We start from the raw sequence: 15,812 nt of genomic DNA, 5'->3' as shown, positions 1-15,812 counted from the left end.
CTATTACTCAATCTACGACGGCACCGAAAGGAGGCGCGTCATGGGCACCGCTCTTCGTTACTCACTGCTCTGGGCATCCACTGTCTTCGTTTCCTCCTGCGGCAGCCTGCTGCCCAGCGAACGAGCGGAAGTCCAATCCCCCTTCGTCGACTACCTCGATGCCGAACTGCGCTATTCCCAGGCGCAACCCGGCAGCACGACCCGTTCGCAGCTGTTCGGGCTGGGTTTCGATCCATTGACCCAGGGCAACGGCCGCATGCTGTCGTTCATCGACGTGCGGCTCATGTTCATCCAGCCGAACATCCCCATCGATTACCTGCCGGGCGGCCTGGTGCAATGCCTGGAAGCGAAGGACCGTTGCATCGGCTACGCCTTCGATTTCAGCAAGACCGACACCCAGCGGGTCGGCAGCTTCTGGGCGGACGTGTTCAACTTCCGCAAGAAACGGGAGTTGCAGGGCTGGTCGTTCAAGGCAGTGTTCGTCTTCGTCAACGACGTGCTGGTGCACAAGGTCAGCAACGGCGAACCGAACATCCATCGCCTGGAAGACAAGAAGAACCCGCTGGGTCCGCTGCAGGGCGCGGGAGAGTACTTCTCCGACAAGCTCAGGTGATTCGCCTGCGCGCATGGGTGAATCGTCGCCGCGCAGTTGGGCGACGCTCGTCCCTCGGCTACAATTCGGCCCCCTGAAAAGCCGTGATGCCCGAGGTCACCCGCGTGAGCGAGTCCGATCGCCTGTTTGCCCAACCCCAGCAACGTGTCGCCGACTTCGTATTCAACGAAGACGTGGTGCGCGTGTTCCCCGACATGATCAAGCGCTCCGTGCCGGGCTACCCCACCATCGTCGAGAACATCGGCGTACTCGGCGCGCAGTTCGCCCAGCCGAACAGCGTGCTCTACGACCTCGGCTGCTCGCTCGGCGCGGTCACCCAGTCGCTGCGCCGCCACGTCCGCAACGACGGCTGCCGGGTGATCGGGGTGGACAACTCGCACGCGATGATCGAGCGCTGCAGTGAATACCTGCATGCCCAGGACGCCATGTACCAGGAGCTGCTGCCGGTCGAGCTGATCGAGGCCGACATTCTCGCCCTGGACCTGCAACCCACCTCGCTGGTGGCGATGAACTTCACCCTGCAGTTCGTCGCCCCCGACCAGCGCCTCGGCCTGCTGCGCAGGATCCGCCAGGCACTGCTGCCCGGCGGCGCGCTGATCCTCTCGGAGAAACTGCGCTTCGCCGATGCGCAGGAGCACGCGCTGCTCACCGACCTGCACATCGCCTTCAAGCGTGCCAACGGCTACAGCGAGCTGGAGATCGCGCAGAAGCGCAGCGCGCTGGAAAACGTCATGCTCCCCGACACCTTCGAGGAACACCGTGAACGGCTCCTGGCCGCCGGCTTCAGCCGGGTCAGCCAATGGTTCCAGTGTCTCAACTTCGCCTCGATGATCGCCCTGCCATGATCCAGCACCTCGCCCTCGACGCCCTCCAGCGACACCTCGCCGGCTCGCCGCTGTACGGCTGGGCGACCAGCCTGCCCGCGCAGATCGCCGCGCGCATCGAGGAAGGCCACGGCGACCTGGCCCGTTGGTGGAGCGCGGTCCAGCGCCTGCCCCAGGTGCCCGCGCCGAAGGTCGAACTGGCCCAGCGCTTCGCCCTGCACAGCGACCACGATGCGGCGCTGCAAGCGCAGGTGAAGGAAGCGCTGCAAGGGCTGATTCCCTGGCGCAAGGGGCCGTTCGACTTCTTCGGCGTACAGGTCGATACCGAATGGCGTTCCGACTGGAAATGGGAGCGTGTCTCGCCACATGTCGAACTGCGTGGCAAACGCGTCCTCGACGTCGGCTGCGGCAACGGCTACTACCAGTGGCGCATGCTCGGCGCCGGCGCGGAAAGCGTGGTCGGGGTCGATCCGAACTGGCTGTTCCTCTGCCAGTTCCTCGCCGCCAAGCGCTACCTGCCGGAGCTGCCGGCCTGGCACCTGCCGCTGGCCCTGGAAGACCTGCCGGAGAAGCTCGAAGGCTTCGACACGGTGTTCTCCATGGGTGTGCTCTATCACCGTCGCTCGCCCATCGACCACCTGCTGGCGCTCAAGGACTGCCTGAAGCGCGGCGGCGAACTGGTCCTGGAGACCCTGGTGGTGGAAGGCGACGCCAGCACCGTGCTGGTGCCCGAGGACCGCTACGCGCAGATGCGCAACGTCTGGTTCCTGCCCTCGGTGGCAGCCCTGGAGCTCTGGCTGCGCCGCGCCGGGTTCGCCGACGCGCGCTGCGTCGACGTCAGCCTGACCAGCGTCGAAGAACAACGCTCCACCGAATGGATGCGTTTCCAGTCGCTGCCGGAATTCCTCGATCCGCAGGACCGTTCGCGAACCGTCGAAGGCCTGCCGGCACCGATGCGCGCCACGCTGGTGGCGCGCAAGCCCTGACAGCGGATAGGGAAAAGCCCATCCTCGGATGGGCTTTTTTTCATGCTTTCATCCGCCCCACAGGTCGACGGCAAGCGGGGCGCGATTGCCTCAGCGCTTGGTCGCCGCGGCCAGCATCAGCGCTTTCATCTCAGCCACCGCCTGCCTGAAGCCGACGAACAGGGCGTGGGCGACGATGGCGTGGCCGATGTTCAGCTCGTTGATGCCGTCGATGGCCGCGACCGGCTCGACATTGTGGTAGTGCAGGCCATGCCCGGCGTTGACGATCAGGCCGAGGGAACGCCCGAGGGCCACGCCCTCGCGTACCCGCTGCAGCTCGCGGGCCTGCTCCTCGGGGTCTTCGGCGTCGGCGTAGCGACCGGTATGCAGTTCGATAGCCGGCGCGCCGACCCGGGCGGAGGCCTCGATCTGCCGCGGATCGGGATCGATGAACAGCGACACTTCGCTGCCCACCGCAGCCAGGCGTCGTACCGCGTCGCGGATGCGCTGTTCCTGGCCGGCGACGTCGAGGCCGCCCTCGGTGGTCAGTTCCTCGCGGCGCTCGGGGACCAGGCAGCTATGCGCCGGCCGGATCTCCTCGGCGAAGGCGAGCATTTCCTCGGTGACCCCCATCTCGAAGTTCATCCGCGTCTGCAGCACTTCCTTGAGCACCCGCACGTCGCGTTCCTGGATATGCCGGCGGTCCTCGCGCAGGTGCACGGTGATACCGTCGGCGCCGGCTTCCTCGGCGTCCAGGGCGGCCTTCACCGGGTCCGGATAGCGGGTGCCCCGGGCCTGGCGCAGGGTGGCGACGTGATCGATGTTCACGCCGAGCAGAATTCGAATGGCTTCAGTCACGGGGTGACTCCTTACGGTTCATGAACAGCTCGCGGCTGACCAGCGGCCGGCCGCCCAGATGGGGAGCGAGCGCCTGGCGCATCAGGCGCTTGGCCGCCGCCAGGGCGCCGGGGGCGCTCCAGTCGGCGTCGGCCATGGATAACAGTTCGGAGCCCTGGAACAGCCCGGGTTGCAGCTGCGCCACCGGCTCCAGGCCGGCCTCTGGCAAAAGCTGGTACAACGCCTGCGGCTCGATCGGGCGCCCATCGATGTCGACATCGAGAGCGAAACCATAGCCCAGTTGCTCCAGCAGGCGCCATTCGAACGCGCGCAGCAGCGGTTCGATGGGTCGCCCCGCCGCCAGCAGCGGCAGGGTCGCGGCGTAGTGGGCGAAAATTTCCGGCTGCGGGTCTTCCGCCGGCAACAGGCGGATCAACAGCTCGTTGAGGTAGAGACCGCTGAACAGCGCCTGGCCATTGAGCAGGTTGGGAATACCGGCGCTTTCCAGGCGGGCCACGGTCTTCAGTTCGCCGCGCCCGCGCCACTCCGCTTCCAGCGGCACGAATGGCCGCGCCAGGGCGCCGGCCTTGCCGCGGGCGCCGCGCAGGACCGCGCGCAGGCGACCCAGCGGGGTGAAGAAGTCCACCAGGGCGCTGGTTTCCTTGTACGGCCGGCTATGCAGCACGTAGGTGGCTTGGGCGGCGGCGAAGGACATGGCGGGTCGACCGGGCGCGAGAGGAATGGCGCCCGGCTGGCGCCGGGCTGCCGGGAACGGTCAGAGGTCGCCGTAGCCCAGCGAGCGCAGGGCACGCTCGTCGTCGGACCAGCCGCCCTTGACCTTGACCCAGAGGTTGAGCATGACCTTGGAGTCGAACAGCACTTCCATGTCCTTGCGCGCGTTCTGGCCGATGCTTTTGATCCGCTCGCCCTTGTCGCCGATGATGATCTTCTTCTGCCCCTCGCGCTCCACCAGGATCAGCGCATGGATATGCAGGATGCGACCTTCCTGCTTGAACTCCTCGATCTCCACGGTGATCTGGTAGGGCAGCTCGGCGCCGAGCTGGCGCATGATCTTCTCGCGGACCAGCTCGGCGGCCAGGAAGCGGCTGCTGCGGTCGGTGATCTGGTCTTCGGGGAAGAAGTGCTCGCTTTCCGGCAGACGCTCGGCGACCAGCTTCTCCAGCACGTCCAGGTTGGTCCCGTGCTGCGCCGAGATCGGTACTATCTCGGCCTTCGGCAACTGCTGGGTGAGCCATTCGAGGTGCGGCAGCAGGTCGGCCTTCTCCTCGATGCGGTCGGTCTTGTTCACCGCGATCAGCACCGGGCAACTGACGTACTGCACGCGCTCCAGGACCATCTGGTCCTCTTCGGTCCAGCGGGTGCGGTCGACCACGAAGATCACCACGTCGACATCCTTCAATGCCGCGCTGGCGGTACGGTTCATGTAGCGGTTGAGGGCCTTCTCGCCGCTCTTGTGCAGGCCGGGCGTATCGACGTAGACGGCCTGCACCTCGCCCTCGGTCTTGATCCCGAGCATGTTGTGGCGGGTGGTCTGCGGCTTGCGCGAGGTGATCGCCAGCTTCTGCCCGAGGATGTGGTTGAGCAGGGTGGACTTGCCCACGTTGGGGCGGCCCACGATCGCCACGTAGCCGCAACGGCTGCCGGCGGGGATGTCGTCGTGCATGTCAGTCATGGCCATTCTCCACGCCCAGGGCCACCAGCGCGGCGGCCGCGGCCACCTGCTCGGCGATGCGGCGGCTGCCGCCGTGCCCGTGGGTCTTGTCGCTCAGCAGGGCCACTTCGCAATCGACGAAGAAGGTCCGGCAATGGGGTTCGCCCTGGATATCCACCACCTCGTAGCGCGGCAGGTCGCAGCCACGCGACTGCAGGAACTCCTGCAGGCGGGTCTTGGGGTCCTTGTTGGTGTCCACCGGGGTCAGCTCGCGCAGTTGCGGTCCGAGCCAGGCGATGATCCGCTCGCGCGCGGAGTCCATGCCGGTATCCAGGTAGATGGCGCCGATCAGGGCTTCCATCGCATCGGCGAGGATCGACTCGCGGCGGAACCCGCCGCTCTTCAGCTCGCCCGAGCCCAGCCGCAGGTAGTCGCCCACCTCGAAGCCGCGCGCCAGCAGGGCCAGGGTCTCGCCCTTGACCAGTCGCGCGCGCAGGCGCGAAAGCTGGCCTTCGCGAGCCTGCGGGAAGTGGTGGAACAGCGCCTCGCCGATGACGAAGTTGAGAATGGCGTCACCGAGGAACTCCAGGCGCTCGTTGTTGCGCCCGGCGTAGCTGCGATGGGTCAGGGCCAGGACCATGAGGTCCCGGTCTTTGAAGGTATAGCCGAGCTTGCGCTCGAGTCGGTCCAGCGAATTACTCACGGCATGCGTACACGGAATTCTTTGTCGAAGTGGACCACCAGGTCGATGTTGCTGATCAGTGGCTCGCGTTTTTCATATTTCAGGTGCGCCCGGAATTGGTTGTCTTCCAGTTGCACCTCCAGGGCCTTCTCCAGGTCCAGGTTGCGGATGCCGTTGATCTGCATCCCCTTGCCGACGTAGCTGTAGAACTCCGGCACGGAACGCACCTCGGCCGCCTTGTCGGTCTCCACGGAAGTGATCACCTTCTCCAGCGAGTAGTAATCCATGTAGTGCGGGATGATCTTGAACGCGGCGCTGGCGAAGAACGCCACCACGCCCAGCACCACCAGCCACCCCAGCAGGGACATCCCCTTCTGCGAACGCGCGAACCTCATGTCGGACCTCATGTCAGTGTAGTTATTCCGTCCAGCGAGCGGTAACGCCATCGGGCAGGGCCCTGCGGCGGCGTTCGCGGAAGTGAAAGCGGGGCTGCCCTCGGGAGCAGCCCCGCTTCGCGATTATTCAGCAGGAGCGCCCTTCCGCGTGGCGAACCTGCGCACAGGTCAGTGAATCACGCCGACCCGGGAGAAGTTCGGCAGGTTGCTCATCTTCGGATCGGGCCAGCTCATCCACACGGCGAAGGCCTTGCCGACGATATTGCGGTCCGGAACCATGCCCAGCAGATCCTTGGGGATCTTCGGATCGTTCCAGTAGCGGCTGTCGTTGGAGTTGTCGCGGTTGTCGCCCATCATGAAGTAGTGGCCGGCGGGAATGGTCCACTGGCGGTCGGGCTCGATGCGATAGCGGCTCATTTCCTTGCGGATCAGGTGCTCGGCCTGGCCCAGCTTCTCCTGGTACAGGGTCACGCTGCCCAGGGTGCCCGGTTCCTCGCCGACCAGTTTCTCCGCCACCAGCTCGCCGTTGACGTACAGGCGCTTTTCCTTGGTATAGCGCACGGTGTCGCCGGGCAGGCCGACCACGCGCTTGATGTAGTTGATGTTCGGTTCGCTGGGATAGCGGAACACCATGACATCGCCGCGCTGCGGGTCGCCGATCGGGATCACCTTGGTGTCCAGCACCGGCAGGCGGATACCGTAGGCGAACTTGTTGACCAGGATGAAATCGCCGACCTCGAGGGTAGGTTTCATCGACCCCGAGGGAATCTGGAACGGTTCGACCAGGAAGGAACGCAGCACCAGCACGATGAACAGCACCGGGAAGAACGACTTGCCGTACTCCACCAGCAGCGGTTCCTTGTTGAGCTTCTCCAGCACCGCCGGATCGGGCTCGTTCACCTGCCCTTCGTAGGAAGAGATCGCGGCCCGCCGACGCGGCGCGAACAGCACCAGGTCGACCAGGGCCAGGGCGCCGCATACAGCCACGGCGATGACCAGCAACAACGGGAAATTGAGTGTCATGGGTTCTAGCTATCCACTTTGAGCACGGCGAGGAAGGCTTCCTGGGGAATTTCCACGCTACCGACCTGCTTCATCCTTTTCTTACCAGCCTTCTGCTTCTCCAGCAGCTTGCGTTTACGGCTCACGTCGCCACCGTAACACTTGGCCAGCACGTTCTTCCTGAGCGCCTTGACCGTCGAGCGGGCGATGATCTGCCCACCGATGGCTGCCTGGATCGCCACGTCGAACATCTGCCGCGGGATCAGTTCCTTCATTTTCTCCACCAGCTGGCGGCCCTTGTAGGGGGCGTTGTCGCGGTGGACGATCAGGGCGAGGGCGTCGACCTTCTCGCCATTGATCAGCACGTCGAGACGAACCAGGTTGGACGGCTCGAAACGATCGAAGCTGTAGTCCAGGGAAGCATAGCCGCGGCTGGTGGACTTGAGGCGATCGAAGAAGTCGAGCACCACCTCGTTCATCGGCAGGTCGTAGACCACCTGCACCTGGCCGCTGAGGAAGTGCATGTCGCGCTGCACGCCGCGCTTCTCGATGCACAGGGTGATCACGTTGCCCAGGTGGTCCTTGGGCACCAGGATGGTGGCGCGGCAGATCGGTTCGCGCATTTCCTGGATGGACGCCAGGTCCGGGAGCTTGGACGGGTTGTCGACGTAGATGATCTCGCCATTCTTCTGCACGATCTCGAAGACCACCGTGGGCGCGGTGGTGATCAGGTCCAGGTCGTATTCGCGCTCCAGGCGCTCCTGGATGATCTCCATGTGCAGCATGCCGAGGAAGCCGCAACGGAAGCCGAAGCCCAGGGCTTCGGAGCTTTCTGGCTCGTATTGCAGCGACGAGTCGTTGAGGGTCAGCTTCTGCAGGGCGTCGCGGAAGTCCTCGAAATCGTCCGAGCTGACCGGGAACAGGCCCGCGTAGACTTGCGGCTTGACCCGCTTGAAGCCCGGCAGGACCTCGACGTCCGGCGTGTTGTTAAGGGTCAGCGTATCGCCCACCGGCGCGCCGTGGATATCCTTGATACCGGCGATGATGAAGCCCACCTCGCCCGCCTTCAGGTCGACGGTCTCGGTGTGCTTCGGAGTGAATACCCCGACGCTGTCCACCTGGTGGACCTTGCCGGTGGACTTCACCAGGATCTTGTCGCCCTTCTTCACCCGGCCGTTCTTCACCCGCACCAGCGAGACCACGCCGAGGTAGTTGTCGAACCAGGAGTCGATGATCAGCGCCTGCAGCGGCGCCTCGATCTCGCCTTCCGGGGCGGGGATGGCGGTCACCAGGCGCTCCAGCACCTCCAGCACGCCCATCCCGCTCTTGGCGCTGCAGGCCACGGCGTCGGTGGCGTCGATGCCGATGATGCTCTCGATTTCCTCTTTCACCCGCTCCGGCTCGGCCTGGGGCAGGTCCATCTTGTTCAGCACGGGCATCACTTCCAGCCCCTGCTCGATGGCGGTGTAGCAGTTGGCGACGGACTGCGCCTCGACGCCCTGGCCGGCGTCCACTACCAGCAGCGCGCCCTCGCAGGCGGCCAGCGAGCGGCTGACTTCGTAGGTGAAGTCGACGTGGCCGGGGGTATCGATGAAGTTGAGCTGGTAGGTCTTACCGTCCTGCGCCTTGTAGTGCAGGGTCACGCTGTGGGCCTTGATGGTGATCCCGCGCTCGCGCTCCAGGTCCATGGAGTCCAGGACCTGGGCCTCCATTTCGCGATCGGAGAGGCCGCCGCACATCTGGATGAAGCGATCGGCCAGCGTCGACTTGCCATGGTCGATATGGGCAATGATGGAGAAATTGCGGATATGGCTCAGGTCGCTCACGGCTCAACACACTCGAAAAGGGCAAGGGCGGCAATCCGCCGAAAAATAGCCGGGGAGTTTACCTGATGCTCGGGCAAGGCGTCACGCAGGTAACGGATTGACGGGCATGAAAAAGGGCGGTGGAAACCGCCCTTTTTTCGCCAGCCGGCTTATTCGGCCAGCTTGAAGGTGATGAAGCTGGCACGTCCCTGGCGCAGCACCCGCATCGAAACCGAACGGTTCTTCGGCAGGGCCTTGGCCACGTCGGCGAAGATCTTGGTCGAGGTCACCGCCTTGTTGTCCAGGTGGGTGATGACATCGCCCGGACGCAGGCCGATGACCGCGGCCGGACCGTCCTGGACTTCCTTGATCACCACGCCGCCCTGGATATCCAGGCTCTTGCGCTGCTCGGCGGTCAGGTCGGCGACGGTCACGCCCAGGCGGTTGCTGCTGCGCTCGGCGCCCGGAGCGCCCATCGAGGCGATTTCCTCGTCGTCGTCCGGAAGGCTGCCTACCGCCATGCTCAAGGACTTGCGCTGGCCGTTGCGAATCACGTCAAGGTTGATCTTGTCGCCCGGCTTCATGTTGCCCACCAGGTGCGGCAGGTCGGCGGACTCGTTGATCGACTGGCCGTTCAGGCTGAGGATCACATCGCCCACCTGCAGGCCACCCTTGGCCGCCGGGCCGTCTTCCACCAGTTGCGCCACCAGCGCGCCGGACGGCTTGTCGAGGCCGAAGGACTCGGCGAGATCCTTGTTCACTTCCTGGATCACCACGCCCAGCCAGCCGCGACTGACCTTGCCGGCTTTCTTCAACTGGTCGGCGACGTTCAGCGCGACATCGATCGGAATGGCGAAGGACAGGCCCATGAAGCCGCCGGAACGGGTGAAGATCTGCGAGTTGATGCCGACCACTTCGCCCTGCAGGTTCAGCAGCGGACCGCCGGAGTTACCCGGGTTGATCGCCACGTCGGTCTGGATGAAGGGTACGTAGCTCTCGTTCGGCAGGCTACGACCCTTGGCACTGACGATACCGGCGGTGACCGAGTGATCGAAGCCGAACGGCGAACCGATGGCCAGGACCCATTCGCCCACTTTCAGCTTGTTCGAATCGCCCAGTTTCAGGGTCGGCAGGTTCTTCGCCTCGATCTTCAGCACCGCCACGTCGCTGCGCGGGTCCGCGCCGACCAGCTTGGCCTTGTGCTCGCTACGGTCGGACAGGCGCACCAGGATCTCGTCGGCATCGGCCACGACGTGATTGTTGGTGAGGATGTAGCCGTCGTTGGAGATGATGAAGCCGGAACCCAGCGATTGCGCCTCGCGCTGCTGGCCGCGCGGATTGCGCGGAACCTGCGGGATGCTGCGTTCGAGGAAGTCGCGGAACATCGGCGGCAGCCCTTCGAGGTCGGGGATAGACAGCTGCCCGCGCGCCATGGCGCGATCCGGCAGCTTCTGCCGCGTACTGATATTCACCACCGCCGGCGACGCCTGTTCGACCAAAGGCGTGAAGTCCGGCAGTTCTGCCCGGGCCGTCATCGCCAGGCTCAAGGCCAGCAAGGCCACCATCGCAGCCATACAGCGTTTTAGGGTATGCATCGACTACAGCTCCCGTGATGTTCGAGGGAAGAGAAAGACTCAGGCCGAATCGGACGGCCCGGAAATCAGCGCTCGCAGAACCACCGGCTGCGAGGCTGGATCATCGGCATGACGACGAGCATGCCGACGCACCAATAGCCAGGCCGCCAGCAAACCCGCCAGCCCGGACACGATGATCAGAGGTTCGACAAGGCCCGCCCGGGTCGCCAGCAATGCTGCCACGAAAAACCCGAGCAGAGGGAAAAGATAGAAGAGGACGGAGGCGCGCAACAACAGGTCTTCATGAATTCCTAGGACGACCGCATCGCCGACCCGCAGGCTCAGGTCGCTCAACGCGCGCACCCGGGCACGCCCCGCGCCGACGCCCAGGCGCTGCATCAGCCCCTGGCCGCAACCGGCATTGGCCGAGCAGGACGAGCAGGTACTGCGGCGCACGGTCTCGACCCATACCGCTCCCGGCTCGGTCGCCACCACTCGCCCCTGCTCCTCGATCATTTCTGGGCGGCGGCCTCGGGCCGGATGGACAGCGCCACCCGCTCGGCGGTGCCCAGCGGCACTTCGCCGACGACGGTCACCATCTGGCCGCCGTCATCGGTCTGCAGGCGCTTAGAAACCACCACGGTCGGGCCGAGCTGGCTGCGCGCGTCGCCAACCATGGCACCGTGCAGCGGCTCGATGAACACCGAGAATCGTGCCAGGCCATCGCCATAGGTCAGGCAGGCGACCGGATCGGGGGTGACCGGACTGCGACGCATGAAACTGCGGGTCAGGGTGAAACCTGGCGGCAGCCATTCCGAGCGCCAGGCCACGGTCTTCTCGCCGTCGGCCTTGGCCGGGCCGACGACCTGGCATTCGGCGCCCGCCTGCAACTGGTCTTCGGCAGGTGCCGCGCCGGTATTCAACTGGGTGAACTGGAAGCGCTCGAGCAACTGCCCCTTCTCGTTCAGCAGCAGCGACTTCAACGGCAGGCCGGTGTCGCGGTCCAGGTGCAGCTCGAAGCCGTAGCGATGCTGGTCGCGCGGAGTCACCGCAAGGATCACTGCCGGGCGGCCGGCGACACGGGATTCGCCGACCAGGCGCAGGTCGTACCAGGAAGCCAGCTGGGAGGGATCGAACTTGCGCACCGGCCACAGCTGGGCATCGGCCAGTTGGTCGGCAAGGCCGCCGCTGATGCACTGGGTGCGCCCGTCGACCCGGACCACTTCCTGGCGCGCGCCGTCGAGCTGGAGCAGGCGCTCGCGAACCGCACCATCGCTCTCCACGCGATGCCAGGTCTCATGGGTGGAGAAGCTGCCATTGCGCTCGTAGACGAAGGTGCCTTGGAAACTGTTCTGGCGATCGGCCTCGGCGAGACGATTCAGCCAGTCGGAAGCGTCGGCAGCCTGAGTGGCGGGAACCGCCATCAGGCTGCCAAGCAAAAGCAACAGGGAGGTGGTGCGCATGTCTCTCCTCAGCGGTTTTCCAGGCTGGCTGCCCGAGCGTAGGGCAGCGCGCTCTCTGTACCACTGACGGCGGATTGTTGCACGTGCTGACGCAGGTAGATCGGCAGACGCTGCTCATGCCAGCGGGTATCGCTGGACGAGGAGTTGGTGATCACCTGCGGCGCCCCCTGCTCTTCGCTGTAGCCGGCCAGCACGGCCGGGCCTTTCACCTGAGGCAGGGCGATCTGCGGGGTGGTCCCCTGTTGCGCCATCTGCGGCAGGGCGTCGTTCTGGTTGTACAGACGCACGCCGGCCAGCACCGCCAGGGTCACCGAGGCAGCGACCGCCAGGCGACCGACCATCCGCCACGGTCCCTTCTCCGCTTTCGGCGGAGCGGCCTCGTCGGCCAGGGCAGCAGAGACCGCCGCAGCGATATCCAGCTTCGGCAGGGTAGGCTCGCGGTGCATGACGGACCGCGCCAACTGGTAACGCGACCAGGTGGAACGCAGCTCGGCATCCTCGCCGCAAGCTGCGAGCACCCGCCGCAACTCGAGTTCATCCGCTTCGTTATCCATCACAGCGGACAGAGTTTCCTGCAGGGCTTCACGACTCATAGCGATACCTCTCTTGGCATTTGCCGCTGTGTCAGGCTTCTCGCAACAAAGGCTGCAGAGCTTTGTCGATTGCTTCACGAGCGCGGAAGATCCGCGACCGTACCGTCCCCACCGGACACTGCATCACGGTGGCGATATCTTCGTAACTCAAACCTTCGAACTCGCGCAGGGTCAGGGCCGTGCGCAAATCCTCGGGCAACTGCTGGATGGTCTGGTGCACGGTGGCCTCGATCTCATCCCGCAACATCGCCCGTTCCGGCGACTCGATGTCCTTCAGGGCGTGGTCGCCCTCGAAGAACTCCGCATCCTCTGCGGTCACATCGCTGTCCGGTGGCCGACGCCCGCGAGCGACCAGGTGGTTCTTCGCGGTGTTGATGGCGATCCGATACAGCCAGGTATAAAAAGCACTATCGCCGCGGAAATTGCCGAGCGCACGGTATGCCTTGATGAAGGCTTCCTGCGCTACGTCCTGGGCTTCTTGGGCGTCGTGCACGAACCGCACGATCAATCCCAGTATCTTGTGCTGGTATTTCAGTACCAGCAGATCGAAAGCCCGCTTGTCTCCGCGCTGTACCCGTTCAACCAGTTGCTGATCCTGTTCCTGGGTTAGCATGAAAGCTCCTCTTCGAACCTGGAGGAGCTTCGAGCGTCCCAGCGAATCGTCTTGCCAAGATAGACTCGGGCTTCTTGCAAAAGTTCTCCCCTCCAAGCATGCGTCACGAGTTTTTTCCTCGCTCGTGACGTGCGGCCCCGGACATCGTGTCCGGGCCCCGCGAAAATGGATTGCATCGGGCTCAGGGCCCGGCCTCTGTGCCGCTGGGTAGGCCAACCGGACGAGGTCTTCAGGCATCCTGCTTTGGAACCGATGCGTCTAAGAAAGTTCCAGCACTACATCGCCCCGCTCTGATGACGCCTGCCGATGACAGGCCCGCAGCTCATCCGCCGGACCGGCAGCGGGGGTGCGCTATTGTGCCGCCAGGCCCTTCTATATACTAGGGCTCCACCACGGGGAAATGCGGGCATGAGCCAACATTATCAACACGATGTACTGGTCATCGGCAGCGGCGCCGCCGGCCTGAGTCTGGCCTTGACCCTTCCGGAACACCTGCGCATCGCCGTCCTCAGCAAGGGCGAACTGTCGCAGGGCTCGACCTACTGGGCCCAGGGCGGCGTGGCCGCCGTGCTGGACGATACCGACACCGTGGAATCCCACGTCGAGGACACCCTGGTCGCCGGTGGCGGCCTGTGCCGCGAGGATGCGGTGCGCTTCACCGTGGAGCATAGCCGCGAAGCGATCCAGTGGCTGATCGAACAGGGGGTGCCCTTCACCCGCGACGAGCAGCACAACCACGAGGAAGGCAGCTTCGAATACCACCTGACCCGCGAAGGCGGGCACAGCCACCGGCGCATCATCCATGCCGCCGACGCCACCGGCGCCGCGATCTTCAATACCTTGCTGGCCCAGGCCCGGCGGCGACCGAACATCGAGCTGCTGTCGCAGCGGGTGGCGGTCGACCTGATCACCGAGCGCAAGCTCGGCCTGCCGAGCAAGCGCTGCCTGGGCGCCTACGTGCTGAATCGGGAAAGCGGCGAAGTCGATACCTTCCGTGCCCGCTTCAGCGTGCTGGCCTCCGGTGGCGCGAGCAAGGTCTACCTTTATACCAGCAATCCCGACGGCAACTCCGGCGACGGCATCGCCATGGCCTGGCGCGCCGGCTGCCGGGTCGGCAACCTGGAGTTCAACCAGTTCCACCCGACCTGCCTGTACCACCCGCAGGCCAAGAGTTTCCTCATCACCGAGGCATTGCGCGGCGAAGGCGCCCTGCTCCGCCTGCCCAATGGCGAGCGTTTCATGCCGCGCTTCGACCCGCGTGGCGAACTGGCGCCCCGGGATATCGTGGCCCGCGCCATCGACCATGAAATGAAGCGTCTGGGGATCGACTGCGTCTACCTGGACATCAGCCACAAGCCGGCCGAGTTCATCAAGGCGCACTTCCCCACCGTCTACGAGCGCTGCCTGGACTTCGGCATCGACATTACCCAGCAACCGATCCCGGTAGTGCCGGCCGCTCACTATACCTGCGGCGGCGTGCTCGTCGACCAGCACGGGCATACCGACGTGCCGGGCCTCTACGCCATCGGCGAAACCACCTTCACCGGCCTGCACGGCGCCAACCGCATGGCCAGCAATTCGCTGCTGGAATGCTTCGTCTATGCCCGCTCTGCCGCCGCCGACATGCTCCAGCGCCTGCCCGGCACGCCCGTGCCGGAAAGCCTGCCGAGCTGGGACGCCAGCCAGGTCACCGACTCCGACGAGGACGTGATCATCGCGCACAACTGGGACGAACTGCGGCGTTTCATGTGGGACTACGTCGGTATCGTGCGCACCAACAAGCGCCTGCAGCGCGCCCAGCACCGGGTACGCCTGCTGCTCAGCGAGATCGACGAGTTCTACAGCAACTACAAGGTCAGCCGCGACCTGATCGAGTTGCGCAACCTGGCACTGGTCGCCGAACTGATCATCCGCTCGGCCATGCAGCGCCGCGAAAGCCGGGGCCTGCACTACACGCTGGATTATCCGGACCTGCTGCCCGAAGCCCGCGACACTATCCTGGTGCCGCCCATCTACGGCGACTGAAGCGCAGGCGGACACGCAGGCGCCGATGGCTGTCGGCGCCCAATGCATCGGCCGGGATACAGCAGCCAAGGATGCGCCAGCGGCCCGGCAGGCGCACGCGCAGTACGATCAGCCAGGGCAACGCCAGGCTGTCAGGGCGCAATTGCACCGCTTGCCAGCCGCTTCCGGCGCTCCACAGCTGCCAGCCCCGCTCGTCATGGCGCACGCCGCGGAAGGCCCGCGAGCCGCGCAGCAGTACCTGGCGGTACAGCCCCCAGGCACCGTAGGCCAGGCAGACCAGCGCAAGCGGCGGCTTCAGCCAGACCGGCAGCGCCGCCAGCAGGATCGACAGCAGCGCCAGGGCCCACAGTGCCAGGCTCGCCGCCAGCAGGATCGGAGAGACCCGCCAGCGGCATTCGAACGGCTCAATCCGGCTGGACACGGTCCAGGATCATCCGCACCATCCGCCGCAGGTCGGCGTCTTCCGGCTCGCCGCGCTGCATGAACCAACCGAACATGTCCTGGTCCTCGCACTCCAGCAGCTTGCGGAAGCGCGCCTGGTCCTCGGCGTCCAGGCCCGGGTAAACCTCCTGCACGAAAGGCACCAGCAGCACATCCAGTTCCAGCATGCCGCGACGGCTGTGCCAGTAGAGTCGTTTCAGTTCGGTTTCATCTGCCATGTTCGGGCTCCTCGAAAACGCCCGGCATTATAGGGCGGTTGCGCTCGAATGGCGCGGCCCGATGACGAGGCGTCGCTCCGCCGGCGTCCG

General features: G+C 65.2%; 18 protein-coding genes. 4 read left to right on the top strand and 14 right to left on the bottom strand.

Annotation, left to right across the window (positions count from 1 at the left end):
- The first annotated feature begins 40 nt into the window (after positions 1-40).
- The 3 genes from HMPREF1224_RS34575 (at position 41) to cmoB (ending at position 2,423) form a co-directional block, all read left to right on the top strand.
- Complete coding sequence (locus tag HMPREF1224_RS34575; RefSeq protein WP_003085577.1) at positions 41-613, top strand: hypothetical protein; 573 nt, start codon at positions 41-43, stop codon at positions 611-613.
- 104 nt (positions 614-717) lie between these two features.
- The gene (gene cmoA, locus HMPREF1224_RS34570; RefSeq protein ID WP_003123029.1) at positions 718-1,458 is read left to right on the top strand and encodes a carboxy-S-adenosyl-L-methionine synthase CmoA; all 741 of its coding nucleotides are present in this window, start codon (positions 718-720) and stop codon (positions 1,456-1,458) included.
- Positions 1,455-2,423 carry a tRNA 5-methoxyuridine(34)/uridine 5-oxyacetic acid(34) synthase CmoB gene (cmoB, locus tag HMPREF1224_RS34565; protein ID WP_003085573.1) on the top strand — a complete coding sequence of 323 codons (969 nt, stop codon included), beginning with the start codon at positions 1,455-1,457 and terminating at the stop codon, positions 2,421-2,423. The genes cmoA and cmoB overlap by 4 nt, the downstream gene beginning before the upstream one ends.
- 90 nt (positions 2,424-2,513) lie before the next feature.
- On the opposite strand, the gene pdxJ is transcribed toward cmoB, so the two are convergent.
- The 12 genes from pdxJ to rpoE form a co-directional block, all read right to left on the bottom strand.
- Positions 2,514-3,260 (bottom strand): pyridoxine 5'-phosphate synthase, encoded by a 747-nt coding sequence (pdxJ, locus tag HMPREF1224_RS34560; RefSeq protein ID WP_010793858.1) that lies wholly within the window; start codon positions 3,258-3,260, stop codon positions 2,514-2,516.
- Positions 3,253-3,954: a DNA repair protein RecO gene (recO, locus tag HMPREF1224_RS34555; protein WP_003085569.1), complete on the bottom strand. Its 702-nt coding sequence runs from the start codon at positions 3,952-3,954 to the stop codon at positions 3,253-3,255. The genes pdxJ and recO overlap by 8 nt, the downstream gene beginning before the upstream one ends.
- A gap of 60 nt (positions 3,955-4,014) precedes the next feature.
- Entirely contained in the window at positions 4,015-4,932 is a 918-nt protein-coding gene (gene era, locus HMPREF1224_RS34550) for a GTPase Era (RefSeq protein ID WP_010793857.1), read from the bottom strand.
- Entirely contained in the window at positions 4,925-5,614 is a 690-nt protein-coding gene (rnc, locus tag HMPREF1224_RS34545) for a ribonuclease III (protein ID WP_003085565.1), read from the bottom strand. Before rnc ends, era begins: the two co-directional genes overlap by 8 nt.
- Positions 5,611-5,988 carry a DUF4845 domain-containing protein gene (locus HMPREF1224_RS34540; protein WP_003085562.1) on the bottom strand — a complete coding sequence of 126 codons (378 nt, stop codon included), beginning with the start codon at positions 5,986-5,988 and terminating at the stop codon, positions 5,611-5,613. Before HMPREF1224_RS34540 ends, rnc begins: the two co-directional genes overlap by 4 nt.
- Positions 5,989-6,156: 168 nt before the next feature.
- On the bottom strand, positions 6,157-7,011 hold the full coding sequence (gene lepB / locus HMPREF1224_RS34535) for a signal peptidase I (RefSeq protein WP_003101969.1): 855 nt from the start codon (positions 7,009-7,011) through the stop codon (positions 6,157-6,159).
- 5 nt (positions 7,012-7,016) lie between these two features.
- On the bottom strand, positions 7,017-8,816 hold the full coding sequence (lepA, locus tag HMPREF1224_RS34530; protein WP_003085555.1) for a translation elongation factor 4: 1,800 nt from the start codon (positions 8,814-8,816) through the stop codon (positions 7,017-7,019).
- A gap of 149 nt (positions 8,817-8,965) precedes the next feature.
- Positions 8,966-10,390: a serine protease MucD gene (mucD, locus tag HMPREF1224_RS34525; protein ID WP_010793856.1), complete on the bottom strand. Its 1,425-nt coding sequence runs from the start codon at positions 10,388-10,390 to the stop codon at positions 8,966-8,968.
- Positions 10,391-10,429: 39 nt separating this feature from the next.
- Positions 10,430-10,885, bottom strand: coding sequence for an alginate biosynthesis regulator MucC (mucC, locus tag HMPREF1224_RS34520; protein ID WP_003110245.1), 456 nt, complete (start codon positions 10,883-10,885; stop codon positions 10,430-10,432).
- Complete coding sequence (mucB, locus tag HMPREF1224_RS34515) at positions 10,882-11,832, bottom strand: sigma factor AlgU regulator MucB (protein WP_010793855.1); 951 nt, start codon at positions 11,830-11,832, stop codon at positions 10,882-10,884. Before mucB ends, mucC begins: the two co-directional genes overlap by 4 nt.
- Before the next feature lie 8 nt (positions 11,833-11,840).
- Positions 11,841-12,425 (bottom strand): anti-sigma factor MucA, encoded by a 585-nt coding sequence (gene mucA / locus HMPREF1224_RS34510; RefSeq protein WP_003101958.1) that lies wholly within the window; start codon positions 12,423-12,425, stop codon positions 11,841-11,843.
- A 31-nt stretch (positions 12,426-12,456) separates the two neighbouring features.
- A complete protein-coding gene (gene rpoE / locus HMPREF1224_RS34505) occupies positions 12,457-13,038 on the bottom strand; it encodes an RNA polymerase sigma factor RpoE/AlgU (RefSeq protein WP_003085543.1) in 582 nt (193 codons plus the stop codon).
- A 408-nt stretch (positions 13,039-13,446) separates the two neighbouring features.
- On the opposite strand from rpoE, the gene nadB reads away from it, so the two are divergent.
- Complete coding sequence (nadB, locus tag HMPREF1224_RS34500) at positions 13,447-15,063, top strand: L-aspartate oxidase (protein WP_003114182.1); 1,617 nt, start codon at positions 13,447-13,449, stop codon at positions 15,061-15,063.
- On the opposite strand, the gene HMPREF1224_RS34495 is transcribed toward nadB, so the two are convergent.
- Both HMPREF1224_RS34495 and HMPREF1224_RS34490 read right to left on the bottom strand, forming a co-directional pair.
- Complete coding sequence (locus HMPREF1224_RS34495; protein WP_003114181.1) at positions 15,032-15,484, bottom strand: protein YgfX; 453 nt, start codon at positions 15,482-15,484, stop codon at positions 15,032-15,034. The genes nadB and HMPREF1224_RS34495 overlap by 32 nt on opposite strands.
- Positions 15,468-15,722 carry an FAD assembly factor SdhE gene (locus HMPREF1224_RS34490; protein ID WP_003085532.1) on the bottom strand — a complete coding sequence of 85 codons (255 nt, stop codon included), beginning with the start codon at positions 15,720-15,722 and terminating at the stop codon, positions 15,468-15,470. The genes HMPREF1224_RS34495 and HMPREF1224_RS34490 overlap by 17 nt, the downstream gene beginning before the upstream one ends.
- Between the last annotated feature and the right edge of the window lie 90 nt (positions 15,723-15,812).

Source organism: Pseudomonas sp. P179, from assembly GCF_000478485.2.
GTDB classification, from domain to species: domain Bacteria; phylum Pseudomonadota; class Gammaproteobacteria; order Pseudomonadales; family Pseudomonadaceae; genus Pseudomonas; species Pseudomonas aeruginosa.
This window is presented reverse-complemented; position numbering and strand designations above follow the sequence as displayed.